This window comes from Neolewinella aquimaris, assembly GCF_014197245.1.
Lineage (GTDB): Bacteria > Bacteroidota > Bacteroidia > Chitinophagales > Saprospiraceae > Neolewinella > Neolewinella aquimaris.
Genome location: NZ_JACIFF010000001.1, coordinates 526,184 through 541,981 on the forward strand (window position 1 = coordinate 526,184; position 15,798 = coordinate 541,981).

The 15,798-nt window shown below is 57.1% G+C and carries 12 protein-coding genes; 4 read left to right on the forward strand and 8 right to left on the reverse strand.

Annotated features, from left to right (window positions below):
- Positions 1–25: 25 nt before the first annotated feature.
- The gene (ilvA, locus tag GGR28_RS02180) at positions 26–1,282 is read right to left on the reverse strand and encodes a threonine ammonia-lyase (RefSeq protein WP_183494072.1); all 1,257 of its coding nucleotides are present in this window, start codon (positions 1,280–1,282) and stop codon (positions 26–28) included.
- Positions 1,283–1,340: 58 nt separating this feature from the next.
- Between ilvA and GGR28_RS02185 the strand changes: the two genes are divergently transcribed.
- Together GGR28_RS02185 and GGR28_RS02190 are read left to right on the forward strand one after the other, a co-directional pair.
- On the forward strand, positions 1,341–2,276 hold the full coding sequence (locus GGR28_RS02185; RefSeq protein ID WP_183494073.1) for a carbohydrate kinase family protein: 936 nt from the start codon (positions 1,341–1,343) through the stop codon (positions 2,274–2,276).
- Positions 2,277–2,350: 74 nt separating this feature from the next.
- Positions 2,351–2,857 (forward strand): ribosome maturation factor RimM, encoded by a 507-nt coding sequence (locus GGR28_RS02190; RefSeq protein WP_183494074.1) that lies wholly within the window; start codon positions 2,351–2,353, stop codon positions 2,855–2,857.
- Here GGR28_RS02190 and GGR28_RS02195 read toward each other — a convergent pair.
- The 6 genes from GGR28_RS02195 to GGR28_RS02220 form a co-directional block, all read right to left on the reverse strand.
- Positions 2,854–3,852, reverse strand: a complete 999-nt coding sequence (locus GGR28_RS02195) for a T9SS type A sorting domain-containing protein (RefSeq protein WP_183494075.1) — start codon at positions 3,850–3,852, stop codon at positions 2,854–2,856. The genes GGR28_RS02190 and GGR28_RS02195 overlap by 4 nt on opposite strands.
- 94 nt (positions 3,853–3,946) lie before the next feature.
- On the reverse strand, positions 3,947–4,534 hold the full coding sequence (locus GGR28_RS02200) for a riboflavin synthase (RefSeq protein ID WP_183494076.1): 588 nt from the start codon (positions 4,532–4,534) through the stop codon (positions 3,947–3,949).
- A 40-nt stretch (positions 4,535–4,574) separates the two neighbouring features.
- Positions 4,575–7,103, reverse strand: coding sequence for a glycoside hydrolase family 31 protein (locus GGR28_RS02205; protein ID WP_183494077.1), 2,529 nt, complete (start codon positions 7,101–7,103; stop codon positions 4,575–4,577).
- A 17-nt stretch (positions 7,104–7,120) separates the two neighbouring features.
- Positions 7,121–7,978: a DUF547 domain-containing protein gene (locus GGR28_RS02210; protein WP_183494078.1), complete on the reverse strand. Its 858-nt coding sequence runs from the start codon at positions 7,976–7,978 to the stop codon at positions 7,121–7,123.
- 1,471 nt (positions 7,979–9,449) lie between these two features.
- On the reverse strand, positions 9,450–9,959 hold the full coding sequence (locus GGR28_RS02215; RefSeq protein WP_183494079.1) for a thioredoxin family protein: 510 nt from the start codon (positions 9,957–9,959) through the stop codon (positions 9,450–9,452).
- Positions 9,960–10,076: 117 nt separating this feature from the next.
- Positions 10,077–11,132, reverse strand: a complete 1,056-nt coding sequence (locus GGR28_RS02220; RefSeq protein ID WP_183494080.1) for a PorP/SprF family type IX secretion system membrane protein — start codon at positions 11,130–11,132, stop codon at positions 10,077–10,079.
- 61 nt (positions 11,133–11,193) lie between these two features.
- On the opposite strand from GGR28_RS02220, the gene GGR28_RS02225 reads away from it, so the two are divergent.
- A complete protein-coding gene (locus GGR28_RS02225) occupies positions 11,194–12,054 on the forward strand; it encodes a C40 family peptidase (protein WP_183494081.1) in 861 nt (286 codons plus the stop codon).
- Positions 12,055–12,118: 64 nt separating this feature from the next.
- The gene (locus GGR28_RS02230) at positions 12,119–14,314 is read left to right on the forward strand and encodes a bifunctional alpha,alpha-trehalose-phosphate synthase (UDP-forming)/trehalose-phosphatase (protein WP_183494082.1); all 2,196 of its coding nucleotides are present in this window, start codon (positions 12,119–12,121) and stop codon (positions 14,312–14,314) included.
- A 9-nt stretch (positions 14,315–14,323) separates the two neighbouring features.
- Here GGR28_RS02230 and GGR28_RS02235 read toward each other — a convergent pair whose 3' ends face one another.
- On the reverse strand, positions 14,324–15,721 hold the full coding sequence (locus GGR28_RS02235) for a type III PLP-dependent enzyme domain-containing protein (protein ID WP_183494083.1): 1,398 nt from the start codon (positions 15,719–15,721) through the stop codon (positions 14,324–14,326).
- Positions 15,722–15,798 lie beyond the last annotated feature (77 nt).

Below are 15,798 nucleotides of genomic sequence, written 5' to 3' on the forward strand. Positions count from 1 at the left end.
CAATTTTTGGGGGGCTTCGGGTCGATCAGATCAGCATCTCAAACAAGATTGGTTGATCGTTGAGGTGCTCGTACCGGAGTTTACGGTTCTCCATCCGCTCCAGCAATTTTTCGAAATCCCCCCGTTTACCGAGTTGTATTCCCACCAGGGCGGGCCCCATGGCCCGGTTGTGTTTTTTGGTGTACTCGAAGTGGGTGATGTCGTCCTCCGGGCCGAGGACGTCGAGAAAATCGCGCAGGGCACCAGACCGCTGTGGAAACTCCACGATAAAATAATGCTTGAGCCCCGCGTACATGAGTGCCCGTTCCTGGATTTCCGGCGTACGAGTGATGTCGTTGTTGCCCCCGCTGACCACGCACACGATGTGCTTGCCGGTCAGGTCGCCGAGCTGGTCGAGTACGGCAATGGAGAGCGCGCCGGCGGGTTCCACCACCAAGCCGTCTTCGTTGTACAGGTCGAGCATGACGCCGCATACCTTGCCTTCGTCCACCAACTCTATTTTCTCGAAGGTCTCCCTTACAATGGGAAAATTGTGGGTCCCGACGCGCCGTACCGCCGCGCCGTCTACGAAACTGTCGATCTTGTCGAGGGTGACGATCCTGCCCAGCCGGATGCTGTCGTACATGGCGGGAGCACCGGTTGGTTCCACTCCAATGAGCGTAGTGCGCGGACTCAACTGCCGAAACACGCTGCCCACTCCGGCACTCAGTCCGCCACCTCCGACGGCCATTACCACCATGTCGATGGGCTTGGTGGCCGCATCCAGGATCTCCAGGCCTACGGTGCCCTGTCCGGCAATTGTCTTAGGGTCGTCGAAGGGGTGCACGTAGGTCAGGCCGCGCTCCTCCGCTACCCGCATCGATTCGGAGTAGGCGTCGTCGTAGGTGTCGCCGATGAGCACGACCTCCACGTAGTCTCCACCGAACATGCGCACCTTGCGGACTTTCTGGGAGGGGGTGACGACGGGCATGAAGATGACCCCGTTGACCTGCATGGCGTTGCAGGCGTAGGCAAGGCCCTGGGCGTGGTTTCCTGCGCTCGCACAGACGACGCCGCGTTCTTTCTCCTCGCTACTCAGGGAGGCCATTTTGTTGTAGCTCCCCCGGATTTTGTAGCTGCGCACTTCCTGCAAGTCTTCCCGCTTCAGGTAGATGTCGGCGTTGTACTGCTTGCTCAGCCGGGTGCTGCGCATCAGGGGCGTTTCCAGGGCTACTCCCCGCAGCTGGTGCCGCGCTTTAATCACCTCTTCTACACTGATGAGTTTGACGTCGGTATCTGTCATACGGTAAAGGTACTCAACGCCAAATACTAGTATGGCGGACGCGTATTACCTTCCGGTCATGAATCATCCGGAAATTATTTGCGCGGGCGAGCTGCTTGTCGACCTCATCAGCACCGAATACGCCGTTGATTTTCGATCAGCGGACACCTACCGGCGCTACGCTGGCGGCAGTCCGGCCAACCTGGCCATGAACCTGGCCCGTCTCGGACAGGATGTCGGGTTGGTCGCGAGCGTCGGGACTGACGATGCGGGCGAGCTCTTGCGGCAGGCGGTGGCCGACACCGGCTGCGATACCTCCCAGGTAGCCGCCACCTCCGAACCGACTACGCTGATCATGGTCACCAAATCGCGGCAAGTGAGCAACTTCGAAGCCTACCGGGCCGCCGATAAGGAAATCACCGACGACCAGTTTCCCGCCGAGTACCTGAGCCACTGTAAGGTATTCCACACCACCGCTTTCGCCCTCAGTCGGGAGCCGGCCCGCAGCGCAATTACCGCAGCGGCAACTGCCGTAGTGGCAAACGGAGGGCGGTTGAGCATCGACATCAATTACGCCGAGAAGATCTGGCCCAACCGCCTGGAAGCTCTCTGGGTGATCAGCAACTATGTCGGCCTGAATTCAGACGGCGGCCCCAGCACCCTGGTCAAGTGCAGCGACGTTGACTTCATGCGCTTGTTCGACGAGCCGGTGGAGAGCAACGAAATGGCGGGCGAACGCCTAATGGACCTGGGGGCCGGGGTTGTTTGCCTCACACTCGGGGAGGAGGGCAGCTATCTTTTAGTCGACGGACAGGCCATAGTAACGAAATCTCGCCCCGTCGAGGTCAAGGACACCACCGGTGCCGGAGACGCCTTTTGGTCGGGCTTTCTGGCCGGTCACGTAACGGGGCTCGACTGGGAGGCCTGCGCGCTTACCGGTCGTGGTATGGCCGAACGAAAACTGGTCACCGTCGGTCCACTTTCTGGACCGGTCAAGCTGGAAGACCTTCGGTGATCGCCACCTACCTTTGCGGCCGCAGGCCCCTGAATTGCCCAGCACCCGCGACCCCGCCGCCTAAACAGTAGCTTATGGAAATGGTACAAATCGGCACCACCGGCCGGCCCCACGGCACCCGGGGTGAACTTTCCCTCTTCGTCGATGAAGCATACGAGGACGACCTGGTTGTGGTCAAAGCCGTGCTGATCGGGGAGCCGCCGATCCCGTACTTCGTGGAGCGCTTCCGGCAGGGGGGGAAGCTCACGGTAAAACTCGAAAACTTCGACACCCGCGAACAGGTGGCCCTGCTCTCCAATAAACCACTGTTGCTACCCGCGGACCAGGTAAGTGAGGTCACCGAGGTAGAGGATACGCCGTGGGATGCCATCCTCGGCTACACCATCGAAGCCGACGGGTATCCGCCGCTCGGACCCATCGAGGACATCATGGATCTACCGGAGCACTACCTCGCCGAAGTAACCTACGAAGGAAAAACGGTTTACATCCCGCTGCACGAAAACCTGGTGGTCGGGGTACGTGAAGCGGACTCGGTCCTGGTCATGGAATTGCCGCTGGGGCTGCTCGAGCTGAACGCCTAACGTTTAACCAGCTTGCCGGATTGGCGCCCCTCGGGACCGTCGACGTAGTACACGTAAATGCCGCTCGGCAGGTCGCCCAGCTGCCACTCGACTCTCGTTTTTCCGGAGCTGAGGCGGTAGTCTGCCTTGCGCAACCGCCGCCCCGTGAGGTCGGTGAGGTAGACGAAGTAGTCTCCCGCTACCTGCGCTTCGAAGGTTATCCGGACCTGGGAGCTGACCGGATTGGGTGCCGCCTGGGTGCCGTAATCCGCCGTTAGCGTGTTGCGTAGGGAGGTTGTCACATCCTCAACAGCGACGAATACCGGTATTTCCAGATCGGCACCGTAGAACTGAGCGAAGGTGCCGAAAGCCAGACCCTCATTGGTAAAGAAACCCTGAACCAGGTTGTTGCCGTCCCCGCAACCGACCTGGGTGCCGTAAAGTCCGACGAAATGAATGGTCGAATCGGTGTACGCATTGAAAAATTCAATTCCAATCAGGAAGGAATCGTTGTCTACCGTTACCGGTTCCGAAAAATCGAATAGGGTGAAGTTGATCAACCCGCCGGTCGTATCGCGGTTCAGATCCCTCACCTGCATGGAGTCGCTTTCACCGAGAAAGCCGGTGGGTGTACCTTCCGCATCCACCTCGGAAAACACCACCGCGCGCAGGTAGACATCGAAGGCGGAGCTGTCGGCCAGCACGAAGGGGAACTCGGCGGAGGTAATTTGGAAGGAGGAGGAAGAAGGGTGAACCACCCGTTGCAACTGCAGCAAGTCGCCGAAAATATTGCTCCCGATGATATACCCCGTGTCGGGAATGAAGTAGGGAGATATTCGGCTATAGCAGTCGTCAAGTAAGATGGCCGGAAAAATCGTGTCTGGAACCGCCGCCTTAGTCAGTTGGGGGTGCCGGGCCGGGGTCATGAGTTCTCCCTCGTCGAGGTGCATCGAGCGCTGGGAAAATAAGAGGACGGGAAGGAAAAGAACGAGGTAGAAAAGTAGCGTTTTCATCATGGCGTTTGTTTGCGGGGTTCGGATGAGTTTTTTGGAAGGTCGGCCGTTTATTTTTGCCCGCAAAGCCTTTATTGCCCGTTAAGAAAACTTTTTGCTATTTCCGGTAGGCCGCCATTTGTCGGGCAATGTACTTGCCGATGATGTCGAACTCAAGATTGACCTGGCTGCCGGGGCGCAAATCCCGAAAGTTGGTGTGCTCATAGGTGTACGGAATGATGGCTACGCGAAAGGTGTCGTCGGTAGGTTCCACAACGGTAAGGCTAACCCCATTGACGCATACGCTGCCCTTGTCCACTAGTAAGTCTTCGGTCGCGTACCGAAAGGTAAAGTACCAGCTTCCTCCACTTTCCTTTACCTCGGTACACTCCCCGACGGTATCCACGTGGCCCTGAACGATGTGACCGTCGAGCCGCGCACCCGCCTGCATGGCGCGTTCCAGATTGACGGTACCTCCCACTTGCCAGTCTCCCAGTCGGGTGCGTTGCAGGGTCTCCTGGATGGCTGTCACGGTGTGGGTGTCCTCACCGAGTGCTACGACCGTAAGGCATACGCCATCGTGGGCCAGGCTCTGGTCGATCTTCAACTCGCCGCTGATCGGGCTACGTACCGTGAAGTGGACGTTGTTGCGGTCGTGTTCGATGGCGGTGATCTCTCCCGCCGCTTCAATAATTCCTGTAAACATGCAGTTGATTCTGGCGACTATCCCCTAGGCTGTCGGGCACTTACTCGATGATAATAGTACTGAACTCGCTAGACACAACAACCGAAGCCCCGCGGCGGTCGAATCGGAGGGAGTGGGGGAGTAGTGTTCCGTTTACTTTGACGCTACCCGGCGCATGCGTCAGACCGACCAGGTGCACGGTGACGTTGCGGAAGCTGGCGTTGAATTCCCCCGTAATTTCCTGTTCGATGGTGATGCGGTTTCCCTCCCGGCGGAAGCGGTAATCGCGTTCCGTAAACTGCCCCATTTGGTAACCGTATCCTTCTCCGGCATCCCAGAAGAGCTTCCCGTTCCCTTCGTCGGCAAGGTAGACGGTCAGGTGAAAGGTGTCGAGTTTCTGAATTTCGGCCGTATGCTGCACGGCATCGACGGTGGGCAATACGGCACCGGCGCGGACGAAAATGGGCATGCGGTCCGGGCGTAATTTCACCCGAATTTTGCGCCGACCCTCGTAGTGGTTTCCCGTCCAGTAACTGTACCAGTTGCCGCGGGGCAGGTAGACCTGCTGAGACTTCAGCCCCGGCTCGACCACCGGGCAAACCAACAGATCCCCACCGGCCATGAATTGATCGCCGAATTTCCGGCACAGGGGATCGAGTTGGTCGTAAAAAAAGAGGTTACGCAGCACGGGTTCTCCCGTAGAGACGTGATTGCGAAAGGCGGTGTACAGGTAGGGAATCAGCCGGTACCGCAGCTCGATCGCTTTGCGGTTGTTGTCGGTGTGTTTGCCGCCGTGCACCCAGGGTTCCTGGTCCTGCCGATCGGTCTGTTCGGCCTTTTTTACCTCCTCCGATTCCGTTTCGGCCGCGCCGTCGGTATTGTTGCCCATACTGTGCACGCGCATCAACGGGTGAAAGACCGCCAACTGCAGCCAGCGGGTGAGCAATTCTGGACTGGGGTCGTCGACGAACCCGCCGATGTCGGTACCCACGAAGCTGAATCCGCTGATGGCCAGCCTGAGGCACTGTCGGTTCGCCAGCGCGAGGTGTTCCCAACTGGCAATGTTGTCGCCGGTCCACAGGGACGCGTAGCGCTGCCCCCCGCTGAAACTGGCGCGCGCCAGCAGGAAGGGCCGCTTGGCCGGCAACAGCGACTTCAATCCGTCGAAGGTCGCCCGGGTCATCTGCATTCCGTAGATGTTGTGGGCCTTCTTGTGGTCGCCGGTCAGCCCATCGTAATCGTGGCGGACATCAAGGGGAAACGTTAGGGCGTTCACCTTGAACATTGCCGGCTCGTTCATGTCGTTCCAGAACCCGCTTACGCCCTGCTCCACGTACAATTCCCGGTAAAGGGTGCCCCACCAATCCCTCACGCGGGGGTTGGTGTAATCGGGCCAGACGCACTCCGCGGGCCACACGGGGCCCACCATCTGTTCGCCCGTACTGCGCCGGCAGAAGGCATCGCGCTCGACACCCTGTTGGTAAACAAAGTAGTCGTCGTCCACCCGAATGCCCGGATCGATCATGACCACGGTATGAAAGCCGTCCTGCCGCAGCGCCGCGATCATCTCCTTGGGATTCGGGAAGTAATCCTTGTTCCAGGTAAAACACCGGTATTCGTCCATATAGTCGATGTCCAGGTAGATGGCATCGCACGGGATCCGCTTTTCTCTGAAGGTGGCGGCCAGTTCCTTTACCCGCGACTCGGGGTAGTAGCTCCAGCGGCACTGGTGGTACCCCAGCGTCCAGACGGCCGGTAGTTCCGGTACACCGGTGAGTTCCGTGTACCGGCTGGCTACCTTATCCAGCCGCGGGCCGTTGATGAAGTAGTAGTCGAACTCCCCACCGTCGGTCCATACGGTCACGAGTCCGTCGCGGTTGCTGTTGAAGTCGAAGTGACTGCGGTAACTGTTGTCCACGAATATGCCGTAGCCGTGGCCCTCACGTAGTCCGTAAAAGAACGGGATGGTCCGGTACAGCGCATCCCGCTCCCGCCCGTAGGCGAAGGAATCACTGTTCCAGTTCTCCAGGCAACGTCCGTTCAGATCGGTATCCCACGCTTTGTCGCCCAGTCCGTAAAAGCCCTCGTTCCGGTCGGTGGTAAACTGCAACCGCATTTGGTCCAGTCCCTGCATGAGGGTGTAACGCGCGTAGAAGGGGGCGGCATACTCGTGCAGCACCAGTCCGCTTTCCCGGTCGCTGACCCGTACCGAGGCATCCGCGTGCGCCACCCGCACAGCGAGCGTAGCCGTCCGAATGGTGGAGGCCTCTTCCCCGCGTTCGAGGGTAACCGTAGCATCGTGGGGCCGGGCGCCGGTGGTGCGGGCGTAACTAAAGTTAGTCGGCGTCGCTCCGTAAGTATAGACAAATCGGACCACGTTCTCGCTCCACACCTCGATGCGTAGGGCTACTTCCCCGTCTCCCGGTATGGTGAATGTCTGGGCGGTGTGTTCAGTTACCCCACAGAGCTTGCCGACGTGTTTTACCGCGAAGACGTCGTCGTAGCGTAGCGTATTGAGTGCATCACCTTCGTACACGACATTGGGGTCGGACTCGTACGGCAAGCGTACTTCCTGCTTAATCTTAGCCATGGGCCGCAAGTTATAGACTAGTCGTTCAAAGACCAGTCGTAATCGAGAAAGTGAATTTCCTTTCCGGGCGGTATTTCCGTCGTTAAGTACCGGTTCAGGTAATTCCTGATGTCACCGAAATCCTGGCCGTACCAGTCGAAGAGGGGAGAAACCCGTACGACCGCTTCCTGGGTAACGTTAAATTTTTCGTCGTTGATGAAGTTGCGCGCCCGTTCTTCCAGCATCCTTTCAAGCGCTGGGGCGGTGAACGCCTTGTTGGCAAGTGGAGGGCAGCTCTCGGCAGCACACACCAGGGCAAAGTGAATCCGCGGTTCCCGGAAGGTAGGACGTACGATGTCGTGCTCGATCTGGTCGAGGCTGTATTGCTTGTCCGCAAGCTCGATCCACTTTTTCTCCCACGGGCGATCGATTTGGCGAATACTCTCCACCGGCCAATTGTTCAGGATCAACTTGATGGTGTAAGCGTTATAGGCGTTGATCCAGTAGGCCAGTGCCTCACTCTTCGACCACTTGTCGTCCGGTATCTTCCGTGCCAGCGTCGCGAGATACTCGTTCAACAGGGCTTCGTCTTGCCGAAAGCCCGCGTAATTGACGTTGCCGGCGGCAGAAACGTGGCGCTGCAGGAGCGTGGTCCACGATTTATGGTCGGGGGCGTCACTTTTTTGGGGAGGCTCGACGGCTGCGGTAGGACCGGGGGGCGGGGACGCGGGTGCGGGGTTGGTTGGCGCCGGAGGAGCAACGGGTTTTGGCTTAGGCACCGGGGTACTCACCGCTGTAGCGACCGACTCCAACGGCGCTTCGGCAACGGGAGCTTCCGGCGTATGGTTGCGGGTGTGGTCGATCTGATCCCTAACCACCGTGTCGGGTGGTGCCATCGGCTCCGGGGAAGCTGGCCGGGGGGGCGAATTCGGCGGTCCGTCCGCACAGGCGAACATTGAGATCAAGAGGACATACAGCAGTGGGTTAGGCATGGGGCGCGGGGAAGGTTCGCCGTATGAACGTCAGCGGCGGGGTGGGGGGTTCACCGTTTCCGCCGTGGGGCCTTACCCGCCAGAGAAGGCCACAAAAAAAAGGCCCGCGCCGAAGGCGCGGACCATACAATAAAGCTTTCTAACTACCATAATAACAAAAAGTTACGGCGCAAATTGCCGTTAAAAAACTATGCAATGATTACAATTGCCGCATATTGCAGTCAATTGAATGAATCACTAATCGTGGGGTTAAGGAAGGAATCTGGAGAAAGGTTTCTTTGGCTTCAGGTGTATAAAAGGATAACGTGGAGGGGAGGGGGTGAATTCCCACATGGACGTGGGGTGTAGGGCGATTAGTGAAAGAAAAAAGGCCCCCGCAAATATGCGAGGGCCAAATATTACACTTTCTAACTACCGAAAAAAAGTCTGCGGAAATCACTTCCGCTATAGTCCTTATATTAATACGGTCGAAGGATGATTCGAAATGCCGCATTAATCGTAAAATTAGGTTGTTGTGAGAGACGTAAATTCAATATATACTCCGCTATCAAAGCGATGATACAAAGATAGGGCAGGGCCCTGCCTGCGCTACCCCACGACCGTGGGGGTTAGAAAAATTTAAGCGAAATAGTGGAGATTCACCTTACCGGTTCACCTACCTCGCTAGTCCCTACGGGGTAGTGAAGCATTAGGTATCCATGCTCACACCTACGATTTTTTCCGCGAGTACCTAATGGTAGGTATACTAGGAATATCCGGTAAGGACACAAAAAAAAGACCCACACGTTGCACCGTGTAGGTCTTAAGTCTTATCTTATCTACTGAGAAACTATTAACCGAGGCGAATAGCGCCAAACAAACACTTCAGAAAAAAATTGGCGTAGGAACAAATCAAATTCCTACTCCCGTTAATAATAGGTTTAAAAATGAGAGACACGTCGACGAAAAAAACGAATTCCCTTCGTCGTTGATACAAATGTAACACATTGCGTCATTAGAAACACCCCACGAGCGTGGGGGGCGCAGTTACCAGAGCAATTTTATTTGGCGCATTTTGGCACGACTTGGAAAATTTGGTCAACCAATTTACCCGCCCGGTTTTGCGCGTCTGTCGGTCAAATTGGTTACGAACCTTCGCATACCGGCAAATAAGCGGCGAATTAGCGGTGCCCAAAAAAAATTGCAGGTGTTGACCTGACAACTGATTGCACACCAATTTTTTTTCAGAGATCGGCCGAAAAAAAATTTCAAAATATTTGGAATTTTTTCCGAGGCCCACAAAATTTTCTACTGACCCCCCAATCACCCCCTGGTCGATCCACTAGGCCAGACCGACGCCGGTGCTATTATCGCAAGCCGCCTATCCAGGCTGATTCTACTGACCCAGGGATTTGAGGTAGTCCTCGTAAGAATACTCACGGAAGCGGCCCTCGGCAATGTACCGCAACTCCTTGAGGTAACTGGCGGCGGGTTTAAAGCCCGGACTGATGGTGATTCGCCTGCGGTCCTTGTCGAGATAGACCACACTAGGATAGCTCATCCTCCCATCCAGTAGAGCAACGGCAAGCGCGTGAATTCCCCGGCGACCGGTCCCGGGATCGTAGCGAAACACGTGACCGTCGTAGGTGATGTCCTCCCGCTGCTCGGCGTTGAGCTTCACGGCGTAAAAATTTTCGCTGATGTAGGCGGCAATTTCCGGTGCGACAAATACCGACTTATCCATCTTTTTGCACCACCCGCACCAGTCGGTGTACACATCGACCAGGATATTTCGCGGAGCGGATTCATTGCGGCTGATGGCATCTTCCCAACTTAACCATTCCACCTGGGCGGACAATGGGACGGAGGCGGCCAGAAAAAGTAGGAGGGCAAGGAAGTTCTTCATGTATTGGGGCGTTTCGCTTGGTCCGTTCTCAACGACCGGCGGGCGGTCCAAAATTGCCACCGGCCGTATATAAGGTCCCAACGGTCATCTCTACAACGGTCTGCATACCGACCAGGATTAAAACTTCGGGCAGGGGACGGCACCATCGTCATCTCCCAGACCGATGTACGAGACGCTCAACTCGAACGCGCTGCGGTAACGGGGGCGCACGACCTGTGGGTTGATTCCAATGTCGTAACTGAGGCCGAAGAGAAAATCAGCTACTTCCACGCCCACCAGTCCTACTACGCTGTCTGGACCGAATCCCTCGTCGCCACCCGCCATTCGCAGCCAGGTGCCCAGGTGTAGGGAGGTGCCCGTTACGTAATTGATCAGCAGACGTACGTTGGAACCCGCATGGAGGGTCGCGTGGGGGCCCTGGGTAAGGTAGTACACCCGCGGTGAAACCTCGGTACTTGCACCGGCACGAAGCCGCAGGTTCACGTAGCCGCTGTACCGACGGTGCAACTTGTTGCTTACTTCGATCTCTTCCCCGGCCGTGGCATCCGCAAAGAAACTCACTTCCGGTTCGCCGATGTGATGGATGGCCACCCCGGCAAACAGGCCGGTGCCCCGGCTGGGTAAGGAGCTGTAGTTAAGCCCCAACTGGTAGTCGGCAAAGGCGATGTTGTTTTCCGGAAGTTCTTCGCCACCGATCCCCGCCACGTAGCCGGTCGTGCCGTCAAACTCATCCTCGAAGGTGAGCTCTCCGTAACCGACGTTGCGCTGTACGACACCGATCTGCCCCCCGAGACTGAGGGTGCGCTCTCCCCGGCGATCCAGCACCTTGTGGTACGCGCCCGAAAGCATGACCTGATTGCTCGCAAACCCGATTTCTGCAAGTCGGTCGTTAAGGAATGCGACTCCCGCCCCGAAGCTGTCCGTCCCGCGCCGCTTCGGATTGAGGGCGTAATGAAAATCAGCGGCAAAGGCCGAGGTGCTGTACGGGGTTTCCAGCAGCTGGGGCCACTGGCTGCGGTGATTGAGGGCGATCCGGTACCGGCCGGGGAACAGTCCGGTCAGCGCCGGGTTAAGGGTCGTCGGGGAGGAGAAGAACTGAGCGAATACCGGATCCTGGGCGCTGACCGCCGCGGAGAGTACCATTACAACAAGTCCTATTAATATCTGCCTCATCACCGGTTGCTTAGGGAGCAAAGCTAACAAAGATCGGAGTAGCCGCTCTATCTTGCCGCCGATGAAAGCAGGCTTTGCAACGGGTAAATACACCGCCGCCGCCATCCGGGCCCGGCCCCGGGAGCGGAGCGTCATGGTCTCACAACTGCTACTGGGAGAACCCGTCCGGATTTCCGAGTCCGTGGGAAAATTCCACAAGGTAGTTCGGGCCGAAGACGGGCTGGAGGGATTCGTCCGCATCGATCAATTGCTACCCGTATCCCAACAGGTGTTTACTCACCAGACGGAAGCGCCCGCCTTTGCCCTCGAATTGTTCGCCTCTATGATGAGCGACCGTTTCGGCATGCCGGTCACCTTCGGCGCGCGACTGCCCGCCTACGACGGAATTCAGGCCAGACACGGGGAGGAGCGATTCGTCTACTCCGGACAGGCCGTGCTCAGCGCTGACCTCCGCCCCGATGCCGAACTGATGATCCGCCTGGCCCGCAAGTGGTTGCACGTCCCCGAGCTCAGTGGCGGAAGAACCCCGACCGGCATCGCGGGAAGCGCACTGGTCCAACTCCTCACGCGGATGGTCGGTGTCCGGCTTCCGTATAGCATCGAGGACATCTCCCGACAGGGACGACCGGTTGACTTCATGGTGCAGTGCCAGGAAGGTGATCTGGCTTTCTTCGGCGACGATCGGGGAAGGATCACTCACCTCGGCATTTTACTTACTGGGGGCACCGTACTGCACGTGTCGGAACGGGTAAGGATTGACGGTATCGATCATTTTGGTATTTTCAATCACACCTACCGCCGGTACACCCACCGACTACGGGTGGTGAAGCGCTTTTTTCCTGACCGGTCGGATCATGGACTTAGCCTGGAAAAACGGCAGTCCGAAGTGGTCCGCGATGCCAAACAGATGTTCATATTTTAGTTACCTTCCCCACCTACGTCAACCGCCCCTACGGGACTGAACAACCCAAAACATTTAACAACACATGTCGCGACTAGTCATAATTTCCAACCGCCTGCCCATTACGGTAAATCGTACCGATGGTGAACTGCATTATCACCCCAGTGCCGGCGGTCTGGCGACGGGACTCAACTCCCTCGACGATTCCTACAACAAGATCTGGATTGGGTGGCCCGGAGAGGACATCACGAACGAATGGGAACGGGAAGCCATTCGCAACGATTTAATGAAGCGCAGCCTGATTCCCGTATTCCTTACGGAACGGGAAATCGATCTCTACTACGAAGGCTTTAGCAATAAGACCATCTGGCCCCACTTTCACTACTTCACGGAGTATACGGTCTACAACGACGAGATGTGGGCCGCCTACGAAGAGGTCAATTTTAAATTTTTCCAGGCGGTAGAGGACCAGTTGCGGGAAGACGATATGGTGTGGGTCCACGATTACCAGCTCATGCTCCTCCCGGCCATGATCCGGGCAAAGTTTCCCAAAATCAGCATCGGCTTTTTCCTGCACATCCCCTTTCCCAGTTATGAGGTGTTCCGAATCCTTCCCTGGCGCAAGGAAATTTTGGACGGAATTCTCGGTTCCGATCAGGTCGGTTTCCACACCTTCGGATACATGCGGCACTTCCTCTCGGCCGCCTATCGCATTACGGGCTACGAGCACGAGTTCGGCCGCCTCACCATCGGCGACCGACAGGTGAACGTGGACGTCTTCCCCATGGGCATCGAATACGAAAAGTACGCCCACCCCGACGTAGATGCCGGCAACGATCAAAGCAGCGGGGAGATCCGCAAACTGCACGCCAGTCGAAAAATCATCCTGAGCGTAGACCGACTGGACTACACCAAAGGAATCCCGCACCGGATCAGGGCTTTCGCCCAGTTTATTCGCAACAATCCGGAGTACACGGGCAAGGTCAACCTCATCATGATCGTAGTGCCCAGCCGCGCCAACGTCGACCAGTACCAGAGCCTAAAGCACGAAGTGGATGTGCTCGTCAGTCGCGTCAACTCCGAATACGGCACCTTCGACTGGATGCCCATTCACTACTACTACCGCTCACTCAACTTCGCCGCCCTCACTACACTGTATAAGGAAGCGGACATCGCTCTCATTACGCCCCTTCGCGACGGAATGAACCTGGTCGCCAAGGAATACGTAGCGGCCAAGGAAGACTCGAAGCGTGGTGTCCTGATCCTCAGCGAGATGGCGGGAGCGGTCTACGAACTCAACGACGGTGCCCTCACGGTCAATCCACAGAGCAGCAAGGACATCGAGGATGCCCTGATCGAAGCGCTGGAAATGCCGGTCGAAGAGCAGGAACGTCGCATGGAAATGATGCAGGAAAAACTACGGCAGTACGACGTCAAGCACTGGGCCGCCACCTTTATCAAGGAACAACTAAAACTGAAAGAGAAGAATAAAATGCACAACACCACCCACCTTCGCGGAGAGGCCCTGGACGCCGTGACTCAGAGTTACGAGCAAGCCGGAAACCGCCTCCTCTTCATCGACTACGACGGCACCCTCATGGACTTCAACCCCGATCCCCAGGCAGTCAGCCCGGATGATGCGGTCCTGAACGTTCTGACCACCCTCGCCGCCGATCCCAAGAACACGGTAGTCGTAAACAGTGGCCGCGACCGCGGTACCCTGCAGAAGTGGCTTGGCCACATCGATACCCATATGGCGGCCGAACACGGCGTCTGGATGAAGGAGAACGGTGAGTGGTCCCTTAACCCGAACGTAGTAGACGGCTGGAAACCCAAAGTGCGTGAACTCCTCGAAAACCTCGTATCCCGCACCCCCGGCTCCTTCATCGAAGAGAAGGACTACAGCCTCGCCTGGCACTACCGCAACATCGACCGCGACCTGGGCAACAAGCGCGTCCGTGAATTCCGCGATATGCTTACCTACCTGATTCAGAATCAGGATCTCCAGGTCCTGGAAGGCAACAAGGTAGTCGAAATCAAGAACGCCGGCGTCAATAAGGGCAAGGCCACCCAGTACTGGGTCGGCAAGCAAAAATGGGACTTCGTCCTGGGCATCGGCGACGACAGCACCGACGAAGACATCTTCCGCGCGCTACCGGAGTGGGGCGTAAGCATTAAGGTAGGACCCGGACGCACCGCCGCCCGCTACTCCCTCACCGGCGTAACCGAGGTAAGGGCGTTCTTCTCTAAACTGGCGCAAATCGCGGAAAAAGCCTCCTAAGCGCCGGTCCTAGTATCCCAGTATTTGCAGCATGCTCTCCGGTGACTGCTTACCGGCAAGCAGGCGGTCGGTCAGGTTGCCTTCATCATCCAGGTCGATGATGATGTGCTGCGGACTGGGGATCATACAGTGCTTGATTCCGCCGTATCCGCTAATACTGTCCTGGTAGGCACCGGTGTGAAAGAAGCCGAGGTAGAGCGGCTCCTCGTCCCCCTCCTTATCTACGGGCAGGTAAACCTGGCTCTCGTGGATTTCGGAGTTGTAGTAGTCGGAGTTGTCGCAACTGAGTCCGCCGATGTTGACCCGGCGGTAGTCGCGATCCCACTTGTTGATGGGCAGCAGGATAAACCGCTCTCCAATCCCCCAGGCATCCGGTAGGGTAGTCATGAGGGAGTTGTCGATCATGTACCACATCTCGCTGTCGTTCTGCTGCTTACGCGCCAGGACCGAGAATATGGTTGCGCCACTCTCTCCCACGGTGTACTTGCCGAATTCGGTGAAAATGTCCGGTTCCGGTACCTCATCTTCTTCGCAGGCGTCGAGGATATTCTTAACGATCTCCCGCACCATGTATTTATAGTCGAACTCAAAGCCGAGGCTGTTGCGAATGGGCATGCCGCCCCCGATGTTGAGTGCGTGCAGGTTGGCGCTCTCCTTTTTTAGCTCTCCGTAGAGTCGTACAGCTTTCTTCAGCTCACCCCAGTAGTAGAGCGTATCCTTAATTCCAGTATCGACGAAGAAGTGGAGCATGTGGAGCTCCAGCTTTTCGCTGTTCTTGATCCGCTCCCGGAAGAGGGGCAGTACATCGGCGTGGCGGAGTCCGAGCCGGCTGGTGTAAAACTCGAAGTTGGGTTCCTCCTCCGTAGCCATACGGATACCGATCTTAGCAACACCCTCCACGTGCGTCTCGTAGTAGTCCAGCTCGTGGCTGTTATCGACTACGGTGATCACGTTTTCGAAACCGTCGTTCATCAACCCGACGATCCCTTCCAGGTAATTTTCCGGCTTGAACCCGTTACAGACGATCTTGATCTTCTTGTCCAGTCGCTTGCGCGCGTATAGGCGGCGGATCAGGTCCACGTCGTAGGCCGAACTGATCTCAAGCTGCACATCGTGCTCCAGCGCCTCCTCCACGACGTGGGCAAAGTGGCTGCTCTTGGTGCAGTAACAATAGTGGTACTGCCCGGCGTAACCCTGACCGCGCATCGCGCGACGGAACAGGTTACGGGCCTCTTTGATCTTGCGGCCGATACTCGGTAGGTACGTCAATTTCAGCGGGGTGCCGTACTTCCGAATGAGGTGGATAAGGGGGATACGATTGAAGGTCAGGTACCCATTGTCCATGTCGAATCCTTCCTGGGGGAAGTAAAACGTCTGGTCAATCAGGTCGAAATACTTGTTAGCCACGGGCTGGGGTTATTTTGGCGGGCGAAGATACGGCGGGGACGCGGGTGCGAAGTATTTTATCTAAAGCCGGGCTTCCC